The sequence below is a fragment of the Methylobacterium fujisawaense genome, assembly GCF_014138435.1.
Classification (GTDB): Bacteria; Pseudomonadota; Alphaproteobacteria; order Rhizobiales; family Beijerinckiaceae; genus Methylobacterium; species Methylobacterium fujisawaense.
This window is the reverse complement of record NZ_JACJIM010000009.1, coordinates 174,287-192,423: the sequence shown is the minus strand read 5'-3', so window position 1 is coordinate 192,423 and position 18,137 is coordinate 174,287. Positions and strand designations below refer to the sequence as shown.

The 18,137-nt window shown below is 70.0% G+C and carries 11 protein-coding genes and 1 pseudogene; 7 read left to right on the top strand and 5 right to left on the bottom strand.

What is annotated here, in order from left to right:
- Positions 1–14 precede the first annotated feature (14 nt).
- From GGQ91_RS24985 to GGQ91_RS24975, 3 genes are all read right to left on the bottom strand, one after another.
- Entirely contained in the window at positions 15–1,499 is a 1,485-nt protein-coding gene (locus GGQ91_RS24985; protein ID WP_343066858.1) for a glycosyltransferase family 61 protein, read from the bottom strand.
- Between the two features lie 333 nt (positions 1,500–1,832).
- Positions 1,833–2,942 carry an aminotransferase class I/II-fold pyridoxal phosphate-dependent enzyme gene (locus GGQ91_RS24980; RefSeq protein ID WP_043756255.1) on the bottom strand — a complete coding sequence of 370 codons (1,110 nt, stop codon included), beginning with the start codon at positions 2,940–2,942 and terminating at the stop codon, positions 1,833–1,835.
- Positions 2,943–3,066: 124 nt separating this feature from the next.
- Positions 3,067–3,711 (bottom strand): NeuD/PglB/VioB family sugar acetyltransferase, encoded by a 645-nt coding sequence (locus GGQ91_RS24975; RefSeq protein WP_051976374.1) that lies wholly within the window; start codon positions 3,709–3,711, stop codon positions 3,067–3,069.
- Between the two features lie 266 nt (positions 3,712–3,977).
- Here GGQ91_RS24975 and GGQ91_RS24970 point away from each other — a divergent pair, with 266 nt between their 5' ends.
- The 7 genes and pseudogenes from GGQ91_RS24970 to GGQ91_RS24935 all read left to right on the top strand — a co-directional run bounded on the left by GGQ91_RS24970 (position 3,978) and on the right by GGQ91_RS24935 (position 15,330).
- On the top strand, positions 3,978–6,650 hold the full coding sequence (locus tag GGQ91_RS24970) for a glycosyltransferase family 61 protein (RefSeq protein ID WP_246410907.1): 2,673 nt from the start codon (positions 3,978–3,980) through the stop codon (positions 6,648–6,650).
- Positions 6,647–7,690, top strand: a complete 1,044-nt coding sequence (locus GGQ91_RS24960; protein WP_182593080.1) for an NAD-dependent epimerase/dehydratase family protein — start codon at positions 6,647–6,649, stop codon at positions 7,688–7,690. The genes GGQ91_RS24970 and GGQ91_RS24960 overlap by 4 nt, the downstream gene beginning before the upstream one ends.
- Positions 7,691–7,817: 127 nt before the next feature.
- Positions 7,818–8,453 (top strand): annotated as a pseudogene (locus tag GGQ91_RS28570) (DedA family protein); the annotation flags it as partial.
- 605 nt (positions 8,454–9,058) lie between these two features.
- Positions 9,059–11,212 carry a glycosyltransferase family protein gene (locus GGQ91_RS24950; protein WP_182593078.1) on the top strand — a complete coding sequence of 718 codons (2,154 nt, stop codon included), beginning with the start codon at positions 9,059–9,061 and terminating at the stop codon, positions 11,210–11,212.
- Positions 11,213–11,255: 43 nt separating this feature from the next.
- The gene (locus GGQ91_RS24945; RefSeq protein WP_051976372.1) at positions 11,256–12,311 is read left to right on the top strand and encodes a glycosyltransferase family 2 protein; all 1,056 of its coding nucleotides are present in this window, start codon (positions 11,256–11,258) and stop codon (positions 12,309–12,311) included.
- Positions 12,312–12,476: 165 nt separating this feature from the next.
- The gene (locus tag GGQ91_RS24940) at positions 12,477–12,893 is read left to right on the top strand and encodes a hypothetical protein (RefSeq protein ID WP_043346792.1); all 417 of its coding nucleotides are present in this window, start codon (positions 12,477–12,479) and stop codon (positions 12,891–12,893) included.
- A 52-nt stretch (positions 12,894–12,945) separates the two neighbouring features.
- Positions 12,946–15,330, top strand: coding sequence for a glycosyltransferase family 2 protein (locus GGQ91_RS24935; protein ID WP_182593077.1), 2,385 nt, complete (start codon positions 12,946–12,948; stop codon positions 15,328–15,330).
- 52 nt (positions 15,331–15,382) lie between these two features.
- Here the strand turns inward: GGQ91_RS24935 and GGQ91_RS24930 are convergent, their stop codons facing one another.
- Together GGQ91_RS24930 and GGQ91_RS24925 are read right to left on the bottom strand one after the other, a co-directional pair.
- A complete protein-coding gene (locus tag GGQ91_RS24930) occupies positions 15,383–16,162 on the bottom strand; it encodes a class I SAM-dependent methyltransferase (protein ID WP_075379853.1) in 780 nt (259 codons plus the stop codon).
- 308 nt (positions 16,163–16,470) lie between these two features.
- Positions 16,471–18,126, bottom strand: coding sequence for an SGNH/GDSL hydrolase family protein (locus GGQ91_RS24925; RefSeq protein WP_182593076.1), 1,656 nt, complete (start codon positions 18,124–18,126; stop codon positions 16,471–16,473).
- Positions 18,127–18,137 lie beyond the last annotated feature (11 nt).

Here is an 18,137-nt window from a genome sequence, read left to right as displayed (position 1 = left end):
CGGCCCCGCCGCTGTCAGGATGCGACGATCCCGAGGATGTCGAGGCCTTTGTGGATCTTCGCGGGGACCACGCGGTAATTGGCGTGGAAGGGATGTGTCTTCTCGCCTGCGATAGTAGTGCCACGGACGAAGAGAAGCCGCGCTCCACTCGATTCGATCATGCTGGCATAGCCGCGGAAATTGAATGACCTGTTCTCGTGGATCAGGGCAATGACCCGCGCCTGAGGATTGCAAAAGATGCAATTCGTCAGAGCCGAGCTCGCGGATCCGACGATGACATCCGCAGAATGATAGAGCGCAATCTGATCGATAAACGAAAGTTGTTCGGGATGGACAACCTCGAAGCCGAGGCGAGTCAGGTCATCAATGATCTCCGACTCGTTGACGAGCTGCCGCTGCGTGAAATTGCGGCGCGAGAGAAAGATCCGCCGCCCCGTGGGGCGTATATCGGCGCCATGCGTCGCGATCTTGTCGAGCAGGGCACGGCGCATGCCCGCCAGGACATCCTTCGGCCAGATCGCGTCGTAGACCGGCATGCCGGGCCGTGAATCGAACGGGAAGAAGGTCGGCACCGGGGCGACGCCGAGCTCGCGGAACCGCGTCGCCTGTGCCGACAGCGGCAGAATCGGCCGATCGCGCTCGTCGAGCAACTCGACGATCTGCCGATGCGTCTCCGGCATGTGGTCGTCGATGCAGATCGGGAAGTCCGCGGGGCAGGCGGGATCGTTGAACCAGAGCATGCGCGGCACGAACTCGAGCAGCCAGTGGCCATAATTCTTGCTTTGGAGCCCGAACATCATCAGCCCGGCATCGAGCGTGCGCGTCTCGGCCGGCTCCTCGACCAGGGCCCGCTTCGCGCCGTAGACGGCCGTCATGATCTGGTCGGGGTTTACCCCGTCCTTGATGTCGGCGATGCCGCTAAGCGGGTGGGCGGCGAGATCGTAGATCAGGCGGTTGCCTTGAAGCACGAGATTGCTGCGCGGGAAGGTCAGGCAATCCTTGAACCGCGCGATGTATTGCGGCGGCGCGTCGAGGGATCCGCACGCTGAGGTCAGCGCCACCGGCCCTTCGAGAAAGGCGATCTCCGGCTCGGCAATCCGGCGGGCCCCGAGCAGCTCCCGGTATTCGCCTTGCCCGTCCGCGGCCGCTTGGCGGGCGGAAACAATGTCGTAGATCCGCAGCGGCCCGAGCCCCAGGACGTGCCGCGTCCGTTCGTGGAGCGTCTGCGCCTCCTCGTGCCGGCCCGCCTCGGCCAGGGCGTTCATCTGCAGGATGCGCAGGTTCCGGATCTTGCGCTCAAGGGTGTCGCCATCGATCGTCAGCGCCTGACCGCCCAGCTGGTCCCGCGCGATCCGCGCGAGCAGGTAGCTGCGCACCGCGCCTTCGGCGTCCCCGGCGAGTTCGTAGTCCCAGGCGATGTGGATGAGCGACGGGTCGTTCTGCCCGTGATCCCCGGCGGCCGCCTTGGCCTCCCGCAACTCTTGCAGCAGCCCTTCCACCGGATCGAACGCCTTGCGGCGGCAGAGATCGAGGATGCGGGTTCGGATGGCGGCGAGCCGATAGGCCGCTGCGGGTGCAGGCGTCACCCGGGCCGCGAGGTCGTAGGCACGCGCCGCGAGGTCGAGCCGGTTCTCGCCCATGAACCGGAAAGCCAGCGTGGCGAGGTGCTGCGCAGCGACCGCCGGTCGGCTGTTCGTGAGTGCGGACAGGCCGTCCTCGATCGCGTCGAGCGCAGCGGCGCCGTTCGAGGGATCGGCCTGACTCAGGATACGCCGAAAATCGCCTTGCATCGTCCTCGACCGTTCCTCTCGGCCCGGGCCCACCGTCGCCGCTCAGCGGGCCGCCAGAGACCGCTCCACGCTGCCGCAGACCGCATCGATCTGCGCCGGCGTGATCGCCGGGAAGAACGGCACCCCGATGGCGCTCGCGGCCGCCGCGGCGGTCCCCGCCAGCCCGTCGTGCCGGCAGGTCGCGAAGGCGGGGTGCGCCTGACAGCCGGTCCCGTACCAGCGCCGCCACTGGATCCCGTCCGCGTCGAAGCCTGCCGTCACCGCATCGGCGGTGCCGGGCTCGAACAGGGCGGTGATCGTCATGGTCAGCCAGTCCCTGCCGAAGCCCGGCTGCATGCGCACGCCGATCCGCTCGAAGCCCGCGACATAGGCGAGGGATGCGTCCCGCAATTGCTGGATGCGCGCCTCGAGCCCGTCGAACACCGCCAGTCCGACCGCGGCGGCGTATTCCGAAATCCGGTAATTGCCGCCCCGCACCTCCGACACGCGGCTGCTCGCCGAGAAGCCGAAGCCCGTCATGGCGGTGGTCTGGGCGACCAGATCGGTGTCGGTGGTGAGGATCGCCCCGCCCTCCCCGATCCCGAGCGCCTTGGTGGCGTGCAGGCTCACGCAGATCGGCTGCGCGCCCACGCGGTGCAGGTTGAGCGTGGCGGCGGCGGCGTCGAACACCACCGGGATGCCGTGCGCCGTCTCGAACGCTTCCCAGGCGGCGACGTCGATCGGCGCGCCGTAGGGGCTGACCACCACCACGGCGGCGACATCGCCCCCGGCCGCCGCCAGGGCCCGGGCGGCAATGGCCGGCGTCAGCGCCAGCGTCTCGGGATCGACATCCGCGAAGAACGGCTCCAGGCCGACATTGACCGCCGCATGCGCGGTGGCGACGAAGGTGTAGGCGGGCATCAGGCAGAGCCGGCCCTTCCGACCGGCGATCCGGTAGCGCAGGGCGAGCTCGATGGCCGTCGTCCCGCTGCCGGTGATCGTCGCCGCCACCGGCGCGCCGTCGGCGCGCTCCGAGACGAAGCGGCAGAGCGTCTCGGTGAACGCCCGGGAGAGCGGACCGTAATTGCTGTAGATGTGCGACTGATCGATCCGGCGCAGATACGGGACGATGGCATCCGTCTCCGGCAGGCTTGGAATGAGCACGGGGATCATCGTCGAGACACGTCCTGACTGTCTGCTGCCACCATCCTCACGGGCATGCTAAGGTGACGCGCCCGCTATACATGGCCGGACAGGACCGCGGAAGGCGGCGATCCGGATGCCGGCCCCTCCCGGCCTAGGCGCGCCGCAGGGACCGCGCCGGATTGCCGAACACCGTCTGGCCCGGCGCCACGTTCCGGATCACGACGGCGCCGGCGCCGACCACGGCGTGCGCGCCGATCCGCATCCGCGGGATCACGCAGGCCCCGGTGCCCAGGAACGCGCCCTCCTCGACGCGGACATGCCCGGCCAGGTGGACCCCAGGGCTCAGCGTGGCGAAATCCTCGAGCACGTCGTCGTGGGCGACGGTACAGCCCGGGTTGACGAGGACGTGCTCCCCGAGGCGCGCATCCGTCGTGATGGAGGAATGGCCGAGGATCACGGCACCCGCGCCGATCCGGCTGCTCGCTCCGATCAGCACCCCCGGATCGATGATCGAGGTGAACTGGGCGCCGATCTCCGCCCGAAGATGCGCGACCGCCCGGGCCCGGGGCCCGGGCTCGCCGAGGGCGACGACGAAGCGCAGGCTCGCGTCGCCCGCCAGGCTGCGCACATCCCGAATCACGGGCCGGCCCCGAAACGTCTCCGGCGCGTCGATCCCGGGATCGACGATGCTGGCTTGCAGCTCGATCGCGGTCCCGTGCGCGTTGAGGCGCTGCAGGGCGTCGACAATCTCGCGGGCGAGCGCGCCGGCGCCGTACAGGACGAGGCGGACGGTCATCGTGCCCGGATCCGGGATCGGATCCGTCCGCGGCCCGAATGCAGCGTGTCGTTCCGGTCGTCGTCCATGCGCGGGGATCCCTGCCTGCCCGGTGCCCTGCCCTACACGAGACCGCGTGCGCCCTCCAGCGCCGCGTCCGCCGGCCCTCCCAGGCGAGGGGCATTCGGATATCTCGTCACGGCACGCCGGTTCCAGTACACCGCCCGCGAGGGCGCGCCGTTCGACCGGCGCGCGGACGGGCAGGGTCGATCAGGCGCGCAACCGACATGAGGCCGACGCAGACCTTCATCGACCTGATCCGGACGGTCCATCGCGACAACGCGCCGGACGTCCTCGCACAGATCCGCACCCTTGCCGCCGAGGAGCGCGAGCCGGTTCGGCGCGGCGCGCTGTGCCGGCACCTCGAAACCCTCGCGTTCCGGCTCGAGGGCGACGAACGGCTCGGCGCCGCCGCCGAGACCTATGACCTTATCGCCGCCCTGGTCCCCGGCCCCCGGGCGCGCTGGACGAGGGCCGCCGCCGCGGCGCGCCTGCGCGACCTGTGCGAGCGCGGCCGGTTCGCCGAGGCCGAGGCTTACATCGCGGGCCTGCGCGCCGACGCTGAGGCGCCCGTGCTGATCCAGGACGGGCTTGCGACCCTGCTGCGGCTCGGATGGGCGTACGAGTGCCGGAACCAGCCCGAGCCGTGCCTCCATTGTTACCGCCTCGCCTACGACCTCAATGGCGGCGACGCGGGCGTGACGACGGAGGACGGAGACCGGCTCAGCACCAAGGTCAAGAACCTGCGCCGCCTGCTCCTCGACACCCTGCTGGAGGACGGGCGCTTCGACGCGGCGATCGCGCTCCACGCGGCGACGCGCCACGTCACCGGCTCCGGGCCCCTGGAGGCTTACGACATCGTCTCCGTCCAGGCCCTGGCGGCGGCCGGCGGCGCCCGCGCCATCACGGTGCTCCCGGAGCGCCGCATCGCCGCGCCCGATCTGCGTTTCTGGGAACCGCCCCCGGCCCTCCGGTCGGAGGCCGGCAGCCTGGACATCCCGGCCCAGTATCTCGCCTTCCTGGAGGGCGCGCGCGCCTTCCCGCGCAGCAACGTCGTCATCGCCGGCGGCAAGCTCGTCTATGACCTCGCCGCCCATCCGCGGCGCCCGGACATCCTGCTGCAGGACGGCCTCAACCCCGACCAGATCATGACCGCCGCCTTCGGGGCCACGCGGGCCCTCGTCGAGGTGCCCGAGGCCGAGCACACGATCGCGGCCGGCCTCATGATGTTCGGCCTGCAGAGCCGGAACTACGGGCACTGGTTCTGCGAGTTCGTGCCGCGGATGCTCTGCTACAACGACCCGCGCTGCCCCGACGGGATCCCGCTCTGCATCGACGACCACATGCCGGGGGCGCACGCGGAGATCCTGGGCCTTCTCGACACGCGCGACCGGCCCGTGATCGCGCTGCCGCCCAGGCCCGTCGCGTTCGGGCTCCTCGGAATGGCGCCGGTGCCGGCCTTCTTCCCCTTCGACATGAAGCCCGGCCGCCCCTTCTACGACACGGTCTGGCCGGCCGACGTCTTCGGGGCGATCCGCCAGCAGATCCTCGACCGCGCCCGCGCGCGCGGGGCCCTCTCCGGCCGGACCGACCGGCGCCTGTTCATCTCGCGCAAGGCCTTCACCCAACGCGCCCTCGTCAACGAGGCGGAGATCGCCGAACGGCTGCGCCCCCTGGGCTTCGAGGTGATCTATCCGGAGACGCTGACCTTCCTCGAACAGGTTGAGGCCTTCCATTCCGCCGAACTGGTGGTCGGCTCATCGAGTTCGGCGCTCAGCAACGCCCTGTTCTGCCGGCCCGGGTGCCGGATCCTCGGCCTGATCCACGAGGAGTTGTCCTTCAACTTCCGGGGCTATGCCAGCTTCATCGAGGCCGGGGGCGCGCGGATCCTGTTCCTGCGCGGCCGGACCCTCCCGCGCCCCGGCGTGCACGCCTTCCACGTGAGCTATACGGTCGACCCGGGGCGGGTCGTGGCCGCCGTGGCCGCACTCGAGGCCGAGGTCGCCACCGGCGCACCGGCCGGCTTTTCGATCGCGGCTGCGGACGACCGGCCGATCCGTGTGCCGGATCGCGGTGCCTCCCGGCTGCAGGACAAGCGGACCGTCGGGCCCGCGCGCGTCGACCCAGACCGGCTTGCGCGGGTCAGGACGCTCGCGGCCGGCCCCCATGCGGGCGCGGAGGCAGGCCTGTGCGCCCTGGAGGCGGTGGCCTACGTCGCCGGCGAGCCGCATTCGGATGAACCCGCCTGCGCGTCGCCCAGCATCGCCGCCTTTGTCCGAACCTGGAGCGATCGCCTGCCGCAGGATGCGCGCGATGCCCTGATCCTGCCGCTCGTTCCGCGCTTGGTCGGCACCCGGGGCTCGGAGGCCCTGGAGCGCCGGCGGGTCGCCCTGGTGGCCGATTGGCTGATCCGCACCCACCTGCCGGCGTGGTTCCGCCTCGCCAAGCTGAACGTGGAGGGGGACGAACTGGCCGACCTGCCCGAGGTCGAGGACGTCGCCCAACTCGTCTCCCTGTGCGATCACCTCAAGCGCGCGCGCAAGCGGGCGGCCGTCGCCAACCTGACCCTGCGGCAGACCGGCTCGGCCGTTCGGGCCGCGGCCTGGGACGCGGCCCATCAAGCGGCCTGGGGCACCGTTCGGGACGCATTGGAGGCCGCGGGCCCGTCAGTCCTCGCCGCCGGCTGGGACGCGGCCTACGCGGCCGCCTACGCGGCGGCCCGCGCCTGGGGGAAGGCGCCCCTCGAACCGACGCGGCAGGCGCTTCAGCGCTCAGCCCTGGCGCTGGTCGAGCGCATGATCGAGGCCCGTGAGCCCGATCCCGCCGATCCGGGCCGGCGGCCGGAAGATGCCTTTCCGGCCGCCACGTCGATCCAAGACGGCGCTGAATGTCGGCCATGAGTGAGACCCGGCAGGGCCCGCAGCCGCTCGATCCCGCCGGATCCGGTCAGCCCGCGCCGTCCATGGCGGGGCTCCGCTGCCTCGTGCTGGGCGGCGGCGGCTTCCTCGGGCTGAACCTGTGCAACCGCCTCGCGGCGGCGGGGGCCGAAGTCACCTGTTTCAGCCGCAGCCACATCCAGTCCGAGGTGCTCGACCGACGTGTCGCCCGGGTCACCGGCCAGTTCGCCGACCGCCTCGCAATCGCCAACGCCGTCGAACGTCAGGACGTCGTCTTCCACCTCATCGCCGGCTCGATCCCGGAAAGTTCGAACCGGGATCCGTCCGCGGAACTCGCCGCCGCGCCGATCGCCACCCTGCATCTGCTCGAGATCTGCCGCTCGGCCCGGATCAGGAAGCTCGTGTTCTCGTCCTCCGGCGGCGCGATCTACGGCATTCCCCGGGCCATCCCGATCCCCGAGCAGGCGCCGACCGACCCGATCTCGGCCTACGGCATCGGCAAGCTGATGATCGAGAAGTCGCTCCACCTGTACCGGCATCTCCACGGGATCGACTACCAGATCCTCCGGATCGCGAACCCGTACGGCCGGTTTCAGCTCGGCACCAAGCACCAGGGCCTGATCGGCAGCTACATCCACCGTGTCCTCTTGGGCCTGCCGCTGGAGGTCTGGGGGACCGGGGAGGTGGTGCGAGACTTCCTGCACGTCGACGATGTCAGCGACGCGTTCCTCGCCGCGGTGTCCTATGACGGGCCGCACAAGGTGCTGAATGTCGGGAGCGGCAGGGGCCTGAGCGTCAACCAGATCATCGCGGAGCTGGAGGTGGCCTTCGGCCGGGATCGCCTGCCCTGCATCCACAAGCCGAGCCGCGCCGCCGACGTGCCCGCCAACGTCCTCGACACCGCGCTGATCCGGTCCGAGCTCGACTGGCAACCGCGCGTCGCCCTGCGCGAGGGGCTCATCAGCACCATCGCGTGGATGCGCGCCCATCTCGCCGAGATCGGAGCGGGCGCTGCGGCGCCGCACCCCGCCCGTGAGGGATGAAGCGCCCGTGACCGCCGTCGCGGCCGACGGCGGGACGGCGCCTGTGCGGCGGTCTTGATCGTCACGCCGCCCCGGAGCGGCCACGTTTGTCGTCGACAGCGCGACCTGCGAGCCGCACGGAGACCGCATGTCCTTCCTGCACGATCTGCCGATCGCCGACCTGATCGCGCACTATGGCTACCTGGCGATCTTCGTCATCATCACGCTGGAGAGCGCCGGCCTGCCCCTGCCGGGCGAGACGGTCCTGCTGACCTCGGCGGCCTATGCCGGCAGCACCGGCAACATCAACATCGCCGTGGTGGTGGCCATCGCGGCAACCGCGGCCATCCTGGGCGACAATGCCGGCTACTGGGTCGGCCGCCGCTGGGGTCTGCCCCTGCTCCTGCGCAAGGGGCACCTGATCGGCCTCGATCACGGCCGGCTCAAGCTCGGCCAATACCTGTTCCGCCGGCACGGCGGGAAGATCGTGTTCTTCGGCCGCTTCACCGCGATGCTGCGCGCCTATGCGGCGGTGCTTGCCGGCGTGAACAAGCTCGACGCCCGCCGCTTCTTCGCCTTCAATGCGCTGGGCGGCGTCGCCTGGGCCTCGATCATGGGCTTCGGCGCGTATCTCTGCGGGCGCTCCATCGAGAACGTCATGGGGCCGGTCGGCCTCGGGCTGCTGGCCTTCGTCCTGATGGGCGCCGTCGCACTCTGGCTGTTCATGCGCCGGCACGAGGCGCGCCTGATGGTCGCCGCCGAGGCGGCGATCCCGGGGCCGCTGGCCGAGGGGCCGGACGGGAGCGCGCCGCAGGCGGCGCCGCTTGCGCGCGACGACGACGCCGCGCGGCGCGACCGGATCCAGGCGGATTTCGCCGACCAGGTCGAAGCACTCCTGACCCAGCGGGAAGCCGGCCGGAGCGAGACCGGCCTCGATGCGATCGTGCCGCCGCGCCGACGCGCCCTGCCCCTGTGGTTCAAGATCCCCGCCCTCATCGTCGCGTCGGCCGTCGGGATGACGCTGGTCTCGTGGCATGATGGCGTGACCGGTGGCTTCTACGGACGCCTCGTCGGGCATGTCGGGATCCTCGGCGCCGCGCTGATCCTCGTCGTGCCGGTCGTTCTCCTGATCGTCATCGGCTGGCGTCTGACGGGCCAGGGCGCCGCGCCCGACACCGCAGAGGGGACCGCCGGCGCGTTGGCCTGATGGAGCGGGCCCGCGCCTCAGGCCCCTCCTCCGCCGTCGGGCAGGGTAGGCACACGGGACCCGCTATGCGAGAAGCCCCCGCGCAACGGCTCGGCGGGACGTGAGCGCGCCGGCCGGACGGTCAGACGTCCCTCCGTCCGGAGCCGGCCCGTGCGGGCGCGCCGAGAGAAACGGACGACGGCATGCATCCGGATCTGGCTGGATTGTTCGACGCGGATTCGGTGACCCGCCGCTACGGTCACCGCGGCGTCGCGACGCCGGAAGCCTACGCGGCCGAGGGCTGGTGCTCCGAACGCGATCCGAATCCCCTCTTCGATTCGGCCTTCTACCGGGCGCAGGTGTCGGCCGCGGAGGCCACCAGCCTCAGCCCGGCCGAGCATTACTGCGTCCATGGCGCCGCGATCGGGCTCGATCCCGGTCCGCTGTTCAGCACCCGCACCTATCTGACCCTCTATCCCGATATCGCCGCAGCCGGGGTCAATCCGCTGGGCCACTATCTCCATTACGGGGCCCCGGAAGGACGGCTGCCCAACCTCCTGGAAGGCCGCGCCCTCGCCGAGGCCAGTGCGGCGGCGCTGACCCACGATCCAGAAAACCCCTATGCACGGGTCCAGGCCGCGTCCGAGCGGCTGCACGCCAACGATCCCGCGGCGGCGCTCGCGCTGCTGGCGGGCGGTCCGGTCGCCGGCCTTCAGGCGCTCCTCGTGCGCGTCGGAGCGCTGCTCGCCCTGGGGCGGCGCGACGGGGCGCTCGAGGCTGCCCGCGCAGCCGCGGAGGTCGAGGGCGCCGGCCTGATCGCCCGGTGCGGTCTGGCCGCCTACCAGGCCGAGACGCTGGGCCGGCTGGGGACCGCAGCGGCGGCCTACGAGATCGCCCTGGCGGTGGGCTGCGAGGATCCGGCCCTGTTCCGGTTCCGCCTCGCGGTCATCTTCCGGACCTGGGGCCGGCTCGTGGAATCCGAGGAGCAGGCGCGCCTCGCCCTCGAACTCGGCGATGCCAGCCCCCATACCCGAGCCCTCCACGACCTCCTCGCCCGCGACCGGACCCAGGCCGAGCGGCTCCATGCCGAGAGCCGTGCCGTTCCGGATTTCGCGCCGCAAGCGTGGCAGGCGGCCAACCAGGCCTGGGCCGCCCACCCGCAGGTGACGGGTCCGATCCGGCCGGCCCGGCTCCGAGGAACCGGCCTCCTCCTCGTCGATTCGAGCTTCCCGTCCCGGTTCTCGGCGTTCCGCTACGGCGAGCTGCTCACCTATCTGTCCGCCATCCCGGACAGCCGGGCCGCCTCGTCGCTGCGCGACATCGACCGCTACCGGCCGGACCGGACCTTCCTCGACGAAGTGCGGCAGTTCGAGGCGGAGCATCCGACCCTGGCCGGCCGGGTGCGCGCCCTGAACACCGGCCACGATCTCAGCGCCAAGGTCCTGCACACGACCTTCCTGCACAACGCCGCCGTGCTGCTGGCCTCGAACCCGGACCTGCGCGCCGAGCGCTTCGTCTTCACCCTCTATCCGGGGGGCGGCTTCATGCCGAACGATCCCGTGTCGGATGCCAAGCTCCGGCGCGTGCTCGGCGATCGCCGCTTCGCCAAGGTGCTCACGACCCATACCCTGCAGCGCGACTACCTGCTCGACCGGGGCTGGTGCGATCCGGATCAGATCGCCTTCGTCTTCGGCGCCGTCTCGCCCGATTGCTGGGATGTCGCGGCGAGCGCGCGTTGCTCGCGGATCGGGCGTCCGCTGCAGGACACGATCCGGATCTGCTTCGTGGCGCAGCGCTATACGGAGTTCGGCATCGAGAAGGGCTGCGACGTCTTCACCGACCTCGTCCGCCGCTACGCGGACGATCCGCGCTTCGAGTGGCACTATGTCGGCGACTGGACGCCGGACCTGCTCGGCCTCACGCGGATCGACCGTGTCCGTTTCCACGGCGTGCAGCCGGCCTCGTTCTTCCAGGACTTCTATCCCGGCATGGACATCGTCATCTCGCCCAACCAGTCGCCGATGGAGCGCGACGGCGGCCGCGGATCCTTCGACGGCTTCCCGACCACATCCTGCGTCGAGGCGGGCCTGCGCGGCGTGGCGATGTTCCTCTCCGATTCCCTTGCCCTGAACCGCCGGCTCGACGGGTCCCCCGCCATGCTGCCCGGCGAAGAATTCGAGCTGATCACGCGCGACGCCGACGGGATCGCCGCCCGGATCGAGTTCTACGCCGGAGACCGGGAGGCGCTCCGGCGGCTCGGCGAGGCCGGCCGGCTCGCCATCCTGCGGGAATACAGCTTCGAGCGGCAGATGCGGCCGCGCCTCGACCTGCTTCGGGGACAGCTCGATGCCGCGTAGAGGCGCGGCCCGTCGGATCGCGCAGAGATAGGTGCACGCGCCGATGTTGCGGTTCCTGACCAAGTCCGCGCGCCCGCGGCCCGAAGCCCGCCCGCCGACGGCGCGGCGGATCTCGGTCGTCATCCCATCCTACAACCACGCACCCTACATCGCGCAGGCGATCCGCTCCGTCCTGGATCAGGACCGCCCGGTCGACGAGTTGATCATCGTCGACGATTGCTCGACCGACGAGTCGCGGGCCGTCATCGCCCGGACGATCGAGGGCTATGCCGGACCGGTCCGGATCCAGTGCGCGCTGCTCGACCGCAACGGTGGGGCGCATGCGGCGATCGCGCTCGGCCTGTCCAAGGCCAGCGGCGACGCGCTCACCATCCTGAACTCAGACGATGCCTATGGCCCCGACCGGTTCCGGGTGATCTGCGACGCGCTGCCGCCGGAGGGTGATTTCATCGCCTTTACGGGTGTCGACTTCATGGACGATTCGGGTGCCCGGCTCGCCGAGGACGACCCGGTCCGCACGTGGTACCGTGACGTCCTGGGCCAGGCGGGGGCCTGCCCGACCGTCGGCTTCGCGCTCCTCCGCCACAACATCGCGGTGACGAGCGGCAACCTCGTCTTCTCGCGCGGGCTCTACGAGACGGTCGGCCCCTTCGCGGCCTACCGCATGTGCCACGACTGGGACTTCCTCATCCGCTGCATGGTCCACGTGGAGCCGGTCTTCGTGCCGACCCCGCACCTCCGTTACCGGACCCATGCGACCAACACGCTCAAATCCACCGGCGACCTGATGCACGGCGAGGGATCGGCGGCGCTGAAGACCTATCTGTCGCTGATCGCCCGGGGGGCGACGGACAACCGGCTGGCACCGACGCCCGAGAACTGGCCGGTCTACTTCCGGTTCTTCACCGCGACCTATGCGCCCTGGTTCACCGGCGAGCCGATCGAAACCGTCGCCCGGCAGCTCTTTCCGGACCCGGAGACGCAGCCCGCCTGGCTGTCGACGGAGGCCGGGGCGGCGGGCGGCTTCCGCACCGCCCCCTCCCCCGTGCAGGACGCCCTGGCGCTGCGCCGCGTCGTCGGACTGCTTATGCCGCGCTGACACGCGGCCGGGCGCGCCGATGCCTCAGGGTTGACCGGTCTGGGGGGCAATCGTATCACCCCGCCTCACCCGACAGGAGCGCGCTGTCGCGCCGGTCCCCGGCCGTTCACGCCGCGCCCATGCGCGCCAGCTCCTGAGAGCGTCGCGACTGAGACGGAGCCGACCGTGGGCGAGGACGTGGAAGCGCTGCGGGCCGAGCTCGCCGAGACCCAGGCACGGCTCAAGGAGGCCCAGGGCGAACTCGCCCGTCTGGTGCGTCTGGCCGAGGCCGACCTCCAGCGTCGGCGCCCCGGTGAGCAGTCGAGCGTCGTCGCTTCCTCGGTCCGCAGGCCGGCCGCCAAGGAGGTGGCCGCCCGGATCGCCCGGTTCGCGCATCTCTACCGCGAGGCTGCGGCTGCCACGCCCGATCGTGCCCCCGTCGTGCCCGAGGCGACGATGCTCGGATGGCTCGAAACCTCCGGGTTGTTCGACCGCCAGTACTACCTCGCGTGCAACGACGACGTCGCGAATGCCGGCGCCGATCCGACGCAGCACTATTACAACCACGGCTCCGAGGAAGGGCGCCTCCCCAGCACCCTCTGAGGGTCCGGTCTGGGGAAGCGGCCCGCTGACGCGCGTTCGAGGGATCTGATCGATGCAGGACGGTGCAGGAGAGGCCGCGCCGGCGCTCGAGCCGTGGCAGGACGATTTCGCGACGATCTACGCCAGCGGCCTGTTCGACCATATCGGCTACGCGACGCGCTATCCCGACGTGGGTCTCACCGACCTGTCGCCCCTCGAACATTACGTGAAGTACGGTGCCCGGCTCGGGCGCCGGCCCCGGGCCGACTTCACCGCGCCGCCGGACGAGACCTTCGACGGCAGCTTCGTCAATCCCTTCGCGGCCTGGATCCGGGCCCGCGCCGAGACCCAGCCCGCACCGGCCTGGAACCGGCCGGTCGTCTCGGTCCTGTGCATCACCTACAACCAGGCGGCCTTCATCCGGCAGACCCTGGACAGCATCCTCGGCCAGGCCACGGACTTCCCCTTCGAGCTGCTGGTTGGCGACGACCGCTCCACCGACGGGACCGCCGAGATCGTCGCCGAGTACGCCGCGCGCCATCCCAACCTCGTGGCGGTCCTGCGCAGCGAGAACCTCGGCCCGAATAGGAACTTCGCCGACCTCACGGAACGCTGCCGCGGCGAGTTCGTGGCGATCTGCGAAGGCGACGATTACTGGACCGACCCGCGCAAGCTCCAGCGCCAGGTCGACTTCCTGCGGGCACGCCCGGAATTCACCCTCTGCTTCCATCGGGTGCGGGTGGTCTACGAGGACATGCCGGGGGTCGAGGAGCTGTACCCGAAGCAGTGCAGCCCGCAGCCGTCGCTGTCCGACCTCGTGGCCCACAACTTCGTCCAGACCAACAGCGTGCTCTATCGCTGGCGCTACCACGGTGCCGAGGCGTTCGCGTTCGACGAGGGCATCGCCCCGGGCGACTGGTACGTCCACCTGATGCATGCCGAGGTCGGGCGCATCGGCTTCCTGCCGGAGGTGATGGCGGTCTACCGCAAGCACGCCGCCGGGATGTGGGCGACCTACGCCACCGAACTCGCCCGGCACAAGAAGCTCGGCAATTCCGAGATCGCGTTCTTCCGCAAGCTGCGCGGCCATTTCGGCGGCCGCTACGCGGCAGGCTACGAGGCCGCGCAGAAATCGATCTTCCGCCGGCTGGCCGAGGCCTATCTCGACGAGGAGGACGTCCCGAGCCTCGGACGGCTGATCGCGGCCAATCCCGACATCGCCCGGGACGCCCTGGGCGATATGGGCCTCGACGCGCCGGACGACCTCTCCGGCGAGCCGGAGGCCCTGCGCGCGTGGCTCTTGGAGCAGCTCACCGTCAGCGTCATCGTGACGGCCTACAACCATGCGGCCGATATCGGCCGCTGCCTCGACGCGATCCTGCGGCAGCGCGGCCTGTTACGGATGCAGGTGGTGATCGGCGACGACAAGTCGACCGACGGGACGGCGGGAATCGTCGAAACCTACCGGGCGCGCGACCCGGAGCGGATCGAAGTGCGGCCCCGGCCTCAGAATCTCGGCATGCTGCGCAACATGCAGGATTGCCTCTCGGCCTGCACGGGCCGCTACGTCGCCTTCTGTGAGGCCGACGATTACTGGCTGTCGGACCGCAAGATCGCCCTCCAGATGCGGATGCTACGCACCGACCGCAAGCTCGACATGTGCTTCAACTGGGTGCTGCTCCACTACCCGGCCACCGGCTCCTACCTGCCGCACGACGAGCAGGGCCGCTACCCGACCGGTACGATCAGCTTCCCGGTGCTGGCCAATTCGCCGCTCACCGCCAATTTCTCCTGCTGCTTCTACCGCGCCGAGGCCCTGCGCCGGGTGCCGGAGGCCTATTACGAGAACGCGTCGGCGGCCGACTGGCTGATGAACCTCTACGTCGCCGACAAGGGGCGCATCGCGTTCCTGCGCGAATTGCTCTCGGTCTACACGGTCCAGGCCAAGGGCCAGTGGTCGGGCCTGCCGGAGGACATCAAGAACGCCCGGATCGCCCAGTACCAGAAGGAATTCGCCGGGATCTTCGGCGAGGGGCGCGGCTTCGAGAAGTACGAGGTCGGCTGCACCGTGGCCGAGCTCGACGGCGAATTGCCGGATTCCTTCGCCCGCGCCAACCTCGAAGCCCCGCAGGATCGGGTCTGGGCCGAGATCCAGGACGGGCAGGTGGTGCTGGCCGGCTGGGTCGTGTCGGCGAGCCGCGCCAAGGCGACCCTGGTCGTGGAGGTGGACGGCGAGGTCCAGCGCATCCCCGTGGACGTCCACCGGCCGGACGTGATCGCGGCGGTGCTCGGCGACATCCCCACCACCATGGAGGAGGCCCGCTGCGGCTTCCGCTTCACCCTACCCTACGCCCTCCACCTCGAGGTGCTGATCTCGATCGAGGTCGAGCACACGGTGGTGCCCTGGCTCTCGGTGATCTTCACCCACCGGGTCAAGCGGTCGGGTCAACAGGGGTAGAGCCCGTCCCCCGAGCCGACGGCGGTCCGGCCGCCTCAGGCTGCCTTCTCGCTCAGGCTGCCTTCTTGGCCACCAGGGAGTTTCCGCAGGCCAGCTCCTCCCGGGCGGTTGCGGGCAAGGCCTCAAGCCACCTGCGCCACTGCTCCCCTTGAACGTCGAGGGCCATCAGCTCTCCGACCGTCATGTTGAGCAGTTCCGGCCGGATCTCGGCGGGCAGATGGTGGTTCAAGGCGCCCAGCACCCAGGAGACCGTGTAGGCGACCGTCTGGTTGACGAACGTGTCGCACAGCTCGACCTCGAACCCTTCGTCCTCGAAGATGGTCTTGAGCCCCTCCCGCGTCGCGTTGAAATAGTGGCTCGGGTAGCCGTGAACGGGTTGCAGGAAGGGCCAGTCGATGAAGACCGTCCCACCCTTGCGCAGCATGCGCCGCATCTCCCGGACGACAACCCAAGGCTGTCGGGTGTGTTCGAGGACGGCGAAGCAGCCGATGCCATCCAGAGTTTCGGATCGGATCGGGTACGGGCGGGTCGGATCGACGATGAGATCGGCCGAGCGGCTCGGGTAGACTTCCACATTCAGGACATTGTGGAATAGGATATCGCCTCGATATCCGCATCCGAGGTCCATAAACAGCTTGTCCGGCTGGACTTCGACGAAGTGCGTGAAGATTTCGGGGAGATTGCCCTGGCTCTCGCTCTGGTAAGTCTCGAGATCGTAGGAGCGATCGGTGGTGAAGAGCGGAAATGTTCCTGCCTTCGACTGGTGCCACGGCTCCTCAAGGATATGTCTGAAGCGCTCGAACTTGGCCGCCCGATCCGCGGAGCTGATCATCGGAACGATTTCCTCTCGGACTGCGACAACCTAGAGAAGATCGACTATCCTCAGCAAAACGTAAACACTCTCCGAATGGGCGAAAAAAATTGAGATACGGCATCCAGAAGTTGCCGGCCTCGGAGGGCTGGCCGCCCTGCCGACGACCAGGGCCCGGAAGCCGGTGGCATGTTCTTCGGTTTGCAGATTTCGACGATGCCCGGTTGCCGCCGCGACGGGGGCGGGGCCTCGTTTGCCGGCTCCGGGAACCGGGCTCTCCGTCATCCGCGCAACGGCTGAGCGCCGGCTGAGACGGAGCCGCGGCGGCCCTATCGCCTGCGGCCGCCCGTCAGGAAGCGGCGGACCCGCGCCATGGGGGAGCGGGGTTGCGCGAGCAGCCGCCGCACTTCGACCGCCAGCCGCGTCGCGACGATCTCGCGGGCGGGATCGTCGTAGTGGACGATGTCGTAGAAGGTCCCCTCTTCCCGGTCGCGAAAAATCCCGCTGAGGTCGAGGGCCGTGAAGGTGCGCCGGTAAGGGCGCCGCGCGGCGAGCTGCGCGGTGAAGGCCTCCAGCTTGGCGTATTGCCGGTCGAGATAGGCCAGGAACGCCCCCGAGGCGACGCCGCGCTCCGCTTCGGTGAGGTGCCGCTTGCGCAGGATCGTCGGCTGCAGGACGCTGACGATCGGCACCTGGTGGTCGTGCGACAGCTTGGTCAGCCGGTGGGCTGCGAGCGCGTAATGGTGGATGATGGCATCCTCCCAGCCGGGGCTCTGCCAGCCCACCTCGGCGCGCAGCCGCTTCAGCTCCTCGTAGATCAGCGTGATCAGCGCCTCGTAGGACAGGCCGTCCTCGCGGGCCCGGGGATCGTGCGTGTCGAAGAAATGGTCGTAGAGCCGCTGGGTGATGAAGGCGTTGTAGGGATGGCCCGGCCGGGGATCGTAGGTCCAGGGCTGGAACAGGTCGGTGCTGCCGCTGAGCACGAGGATCGCGTCGGGAGCGTAGGTCACGAGACGCGACCAGATCAGGTGCGTCATCTGCGTGAGGCAGCTCGACATGACCCCGAAATTGTAGACCTTCGCGCTGTCGAGCCCCTCCGCCCGCAGGATCCGTTCGAGGCGGCCGGGAAGGGTGTTGGCGATGTCGCCGCCGTCGATGGTGGTCGAATCGCCGACGACCAGGATCCGGGTCTCGCCTTGCGGCTTGCGCTCCACGATGGGGGCGGCGTTGAGGAAGCCGTCGGCGTCGAACGGCACGCCGTAATGGCTGGCACCCGGTTTGCCGGCAAACTGGATGAACGGGCTCGGATAGCGCGTGTTCGAATCGAGATAGCCGAAATGGTGCAGGAACTTGCGCCGGCGTACGGCGTCCTCGCTCTCCGGCGGGGCCCAGATCTGCTCGACACCCGGGGCCGTCAGGGCCGCCATCATCGCGTCCCGGAGCGCCGCATAGCCGGCGGCGTTGAGCCGGAGTCCGTCGTCGCTGAATCCAGGCCTCAGCGCGCCCGTCTCGGTGGCCAGGACGGCGTCGTAGTCGATGAACTGCGCCCCGTAGGTCCCCACGTGGTCGCGCAGCCACGCGTTGACGTCCCCGATGAGCGAGACCGGCAATCCGGCCGCTCCCGGCGCGTCCGGATCCACCGGCGGGATCGAGCCGACCCAGGTCCGCACGTAGAGGTCGCGTGCGTCCTGCAGCATGGCCGCGATATCGGCCACGATGCGGTCCAGCGACGGCACCCGATCGCGGTTCAGGATATCGTCGCGGCCGCCGATGAGGTGGAGGCCCCGCGCGCCGTAAAGCGCGATGTCGGAGCGAAGCCGCCGCACCATGTCCCGGGTCGACTGCCCGCCGATCCCCCGCGCGACCGTCTGAGGGCCGGAGAAGAGCGGCGGCGTCTCGGCCGTCAGGTCCGCCGTCACCGAATCGCCGAAGAACAGGATCGGCCCGAACGGAAACAGCGGTTTGTCCTGTGCCGGGGCGCTCATGCGGGACTGAT

Excerpts from the sequence above, each read along its gene's own strand:
- GGQ91_RS24970 (WP_246410907.1), top strand. The coding sequence starts at position 3,978 with ATGAGGCCGACGCAGACCTTCATCGACCTGATCCGGACGGTCCATCGC.
- GGQ91_RS24945 (WP_051976372.1), top strand. The coding sequence starts at position 11,256 with ATGTTGCGGTTCCTGACCAAGTCCGCGCGCCCGCGGCCCGAAGCCCGC.
- GGQ91_RS24925 (WP_182593076.1), bottom strand. The coding sequence starts at position 18,126 with ATGAGCGCCCCGGCACAGGACAAACCGCTGTTTCCGTTCGGGCCGATC.
- GGQ91_RS24980 (WP_043756255.1), bottom strand. The coding sequence starts at position 2,942 with ATGATCCCCGTGCTCATTCCAAGCCTGCCGGAGACGGATGCCATCGTC.
- GGQ91_RS24950 (WP_182593078.1), top strand. The coding sequence starts at position 9,059 with ATGCATCCGGATCTGGCTGGATTGTTCGACGCGGATTCGGTGACCCGC.
- GGQ91_RS24935 (WP_182593077.1), top strand. The coding sequence starts at position 12,946 with ATGCAGGACGGTGCAGGAGAGGCCGCGCCGGCGCTCGAGCCGTGGCAG.
- GGQ91_RS24975 (WP_051976374.1), bottom strand. The coding sequence starts at position 3,711 with ATGACCGTCCGCCTCGTCCTGTACGGCGCCGGCGCGCTCGCCCGCGAG.
- GGQ91_RS24930 (WP_075379853.1), bottom strand. The coding sequence starts at position 16,162 with ATGATCAGCTCCGCGGATCGGGCGGCCAAGTTCGAGCGCTTCAGACAT.
- GGQ91_RS24960 (WP_182593080.1), top strand. The coding sequence starts at position 6,647 with ATGAGTGAGACCCGGCAGGGCCCGCAGCCGCTCGATCCCGCCGGATCC.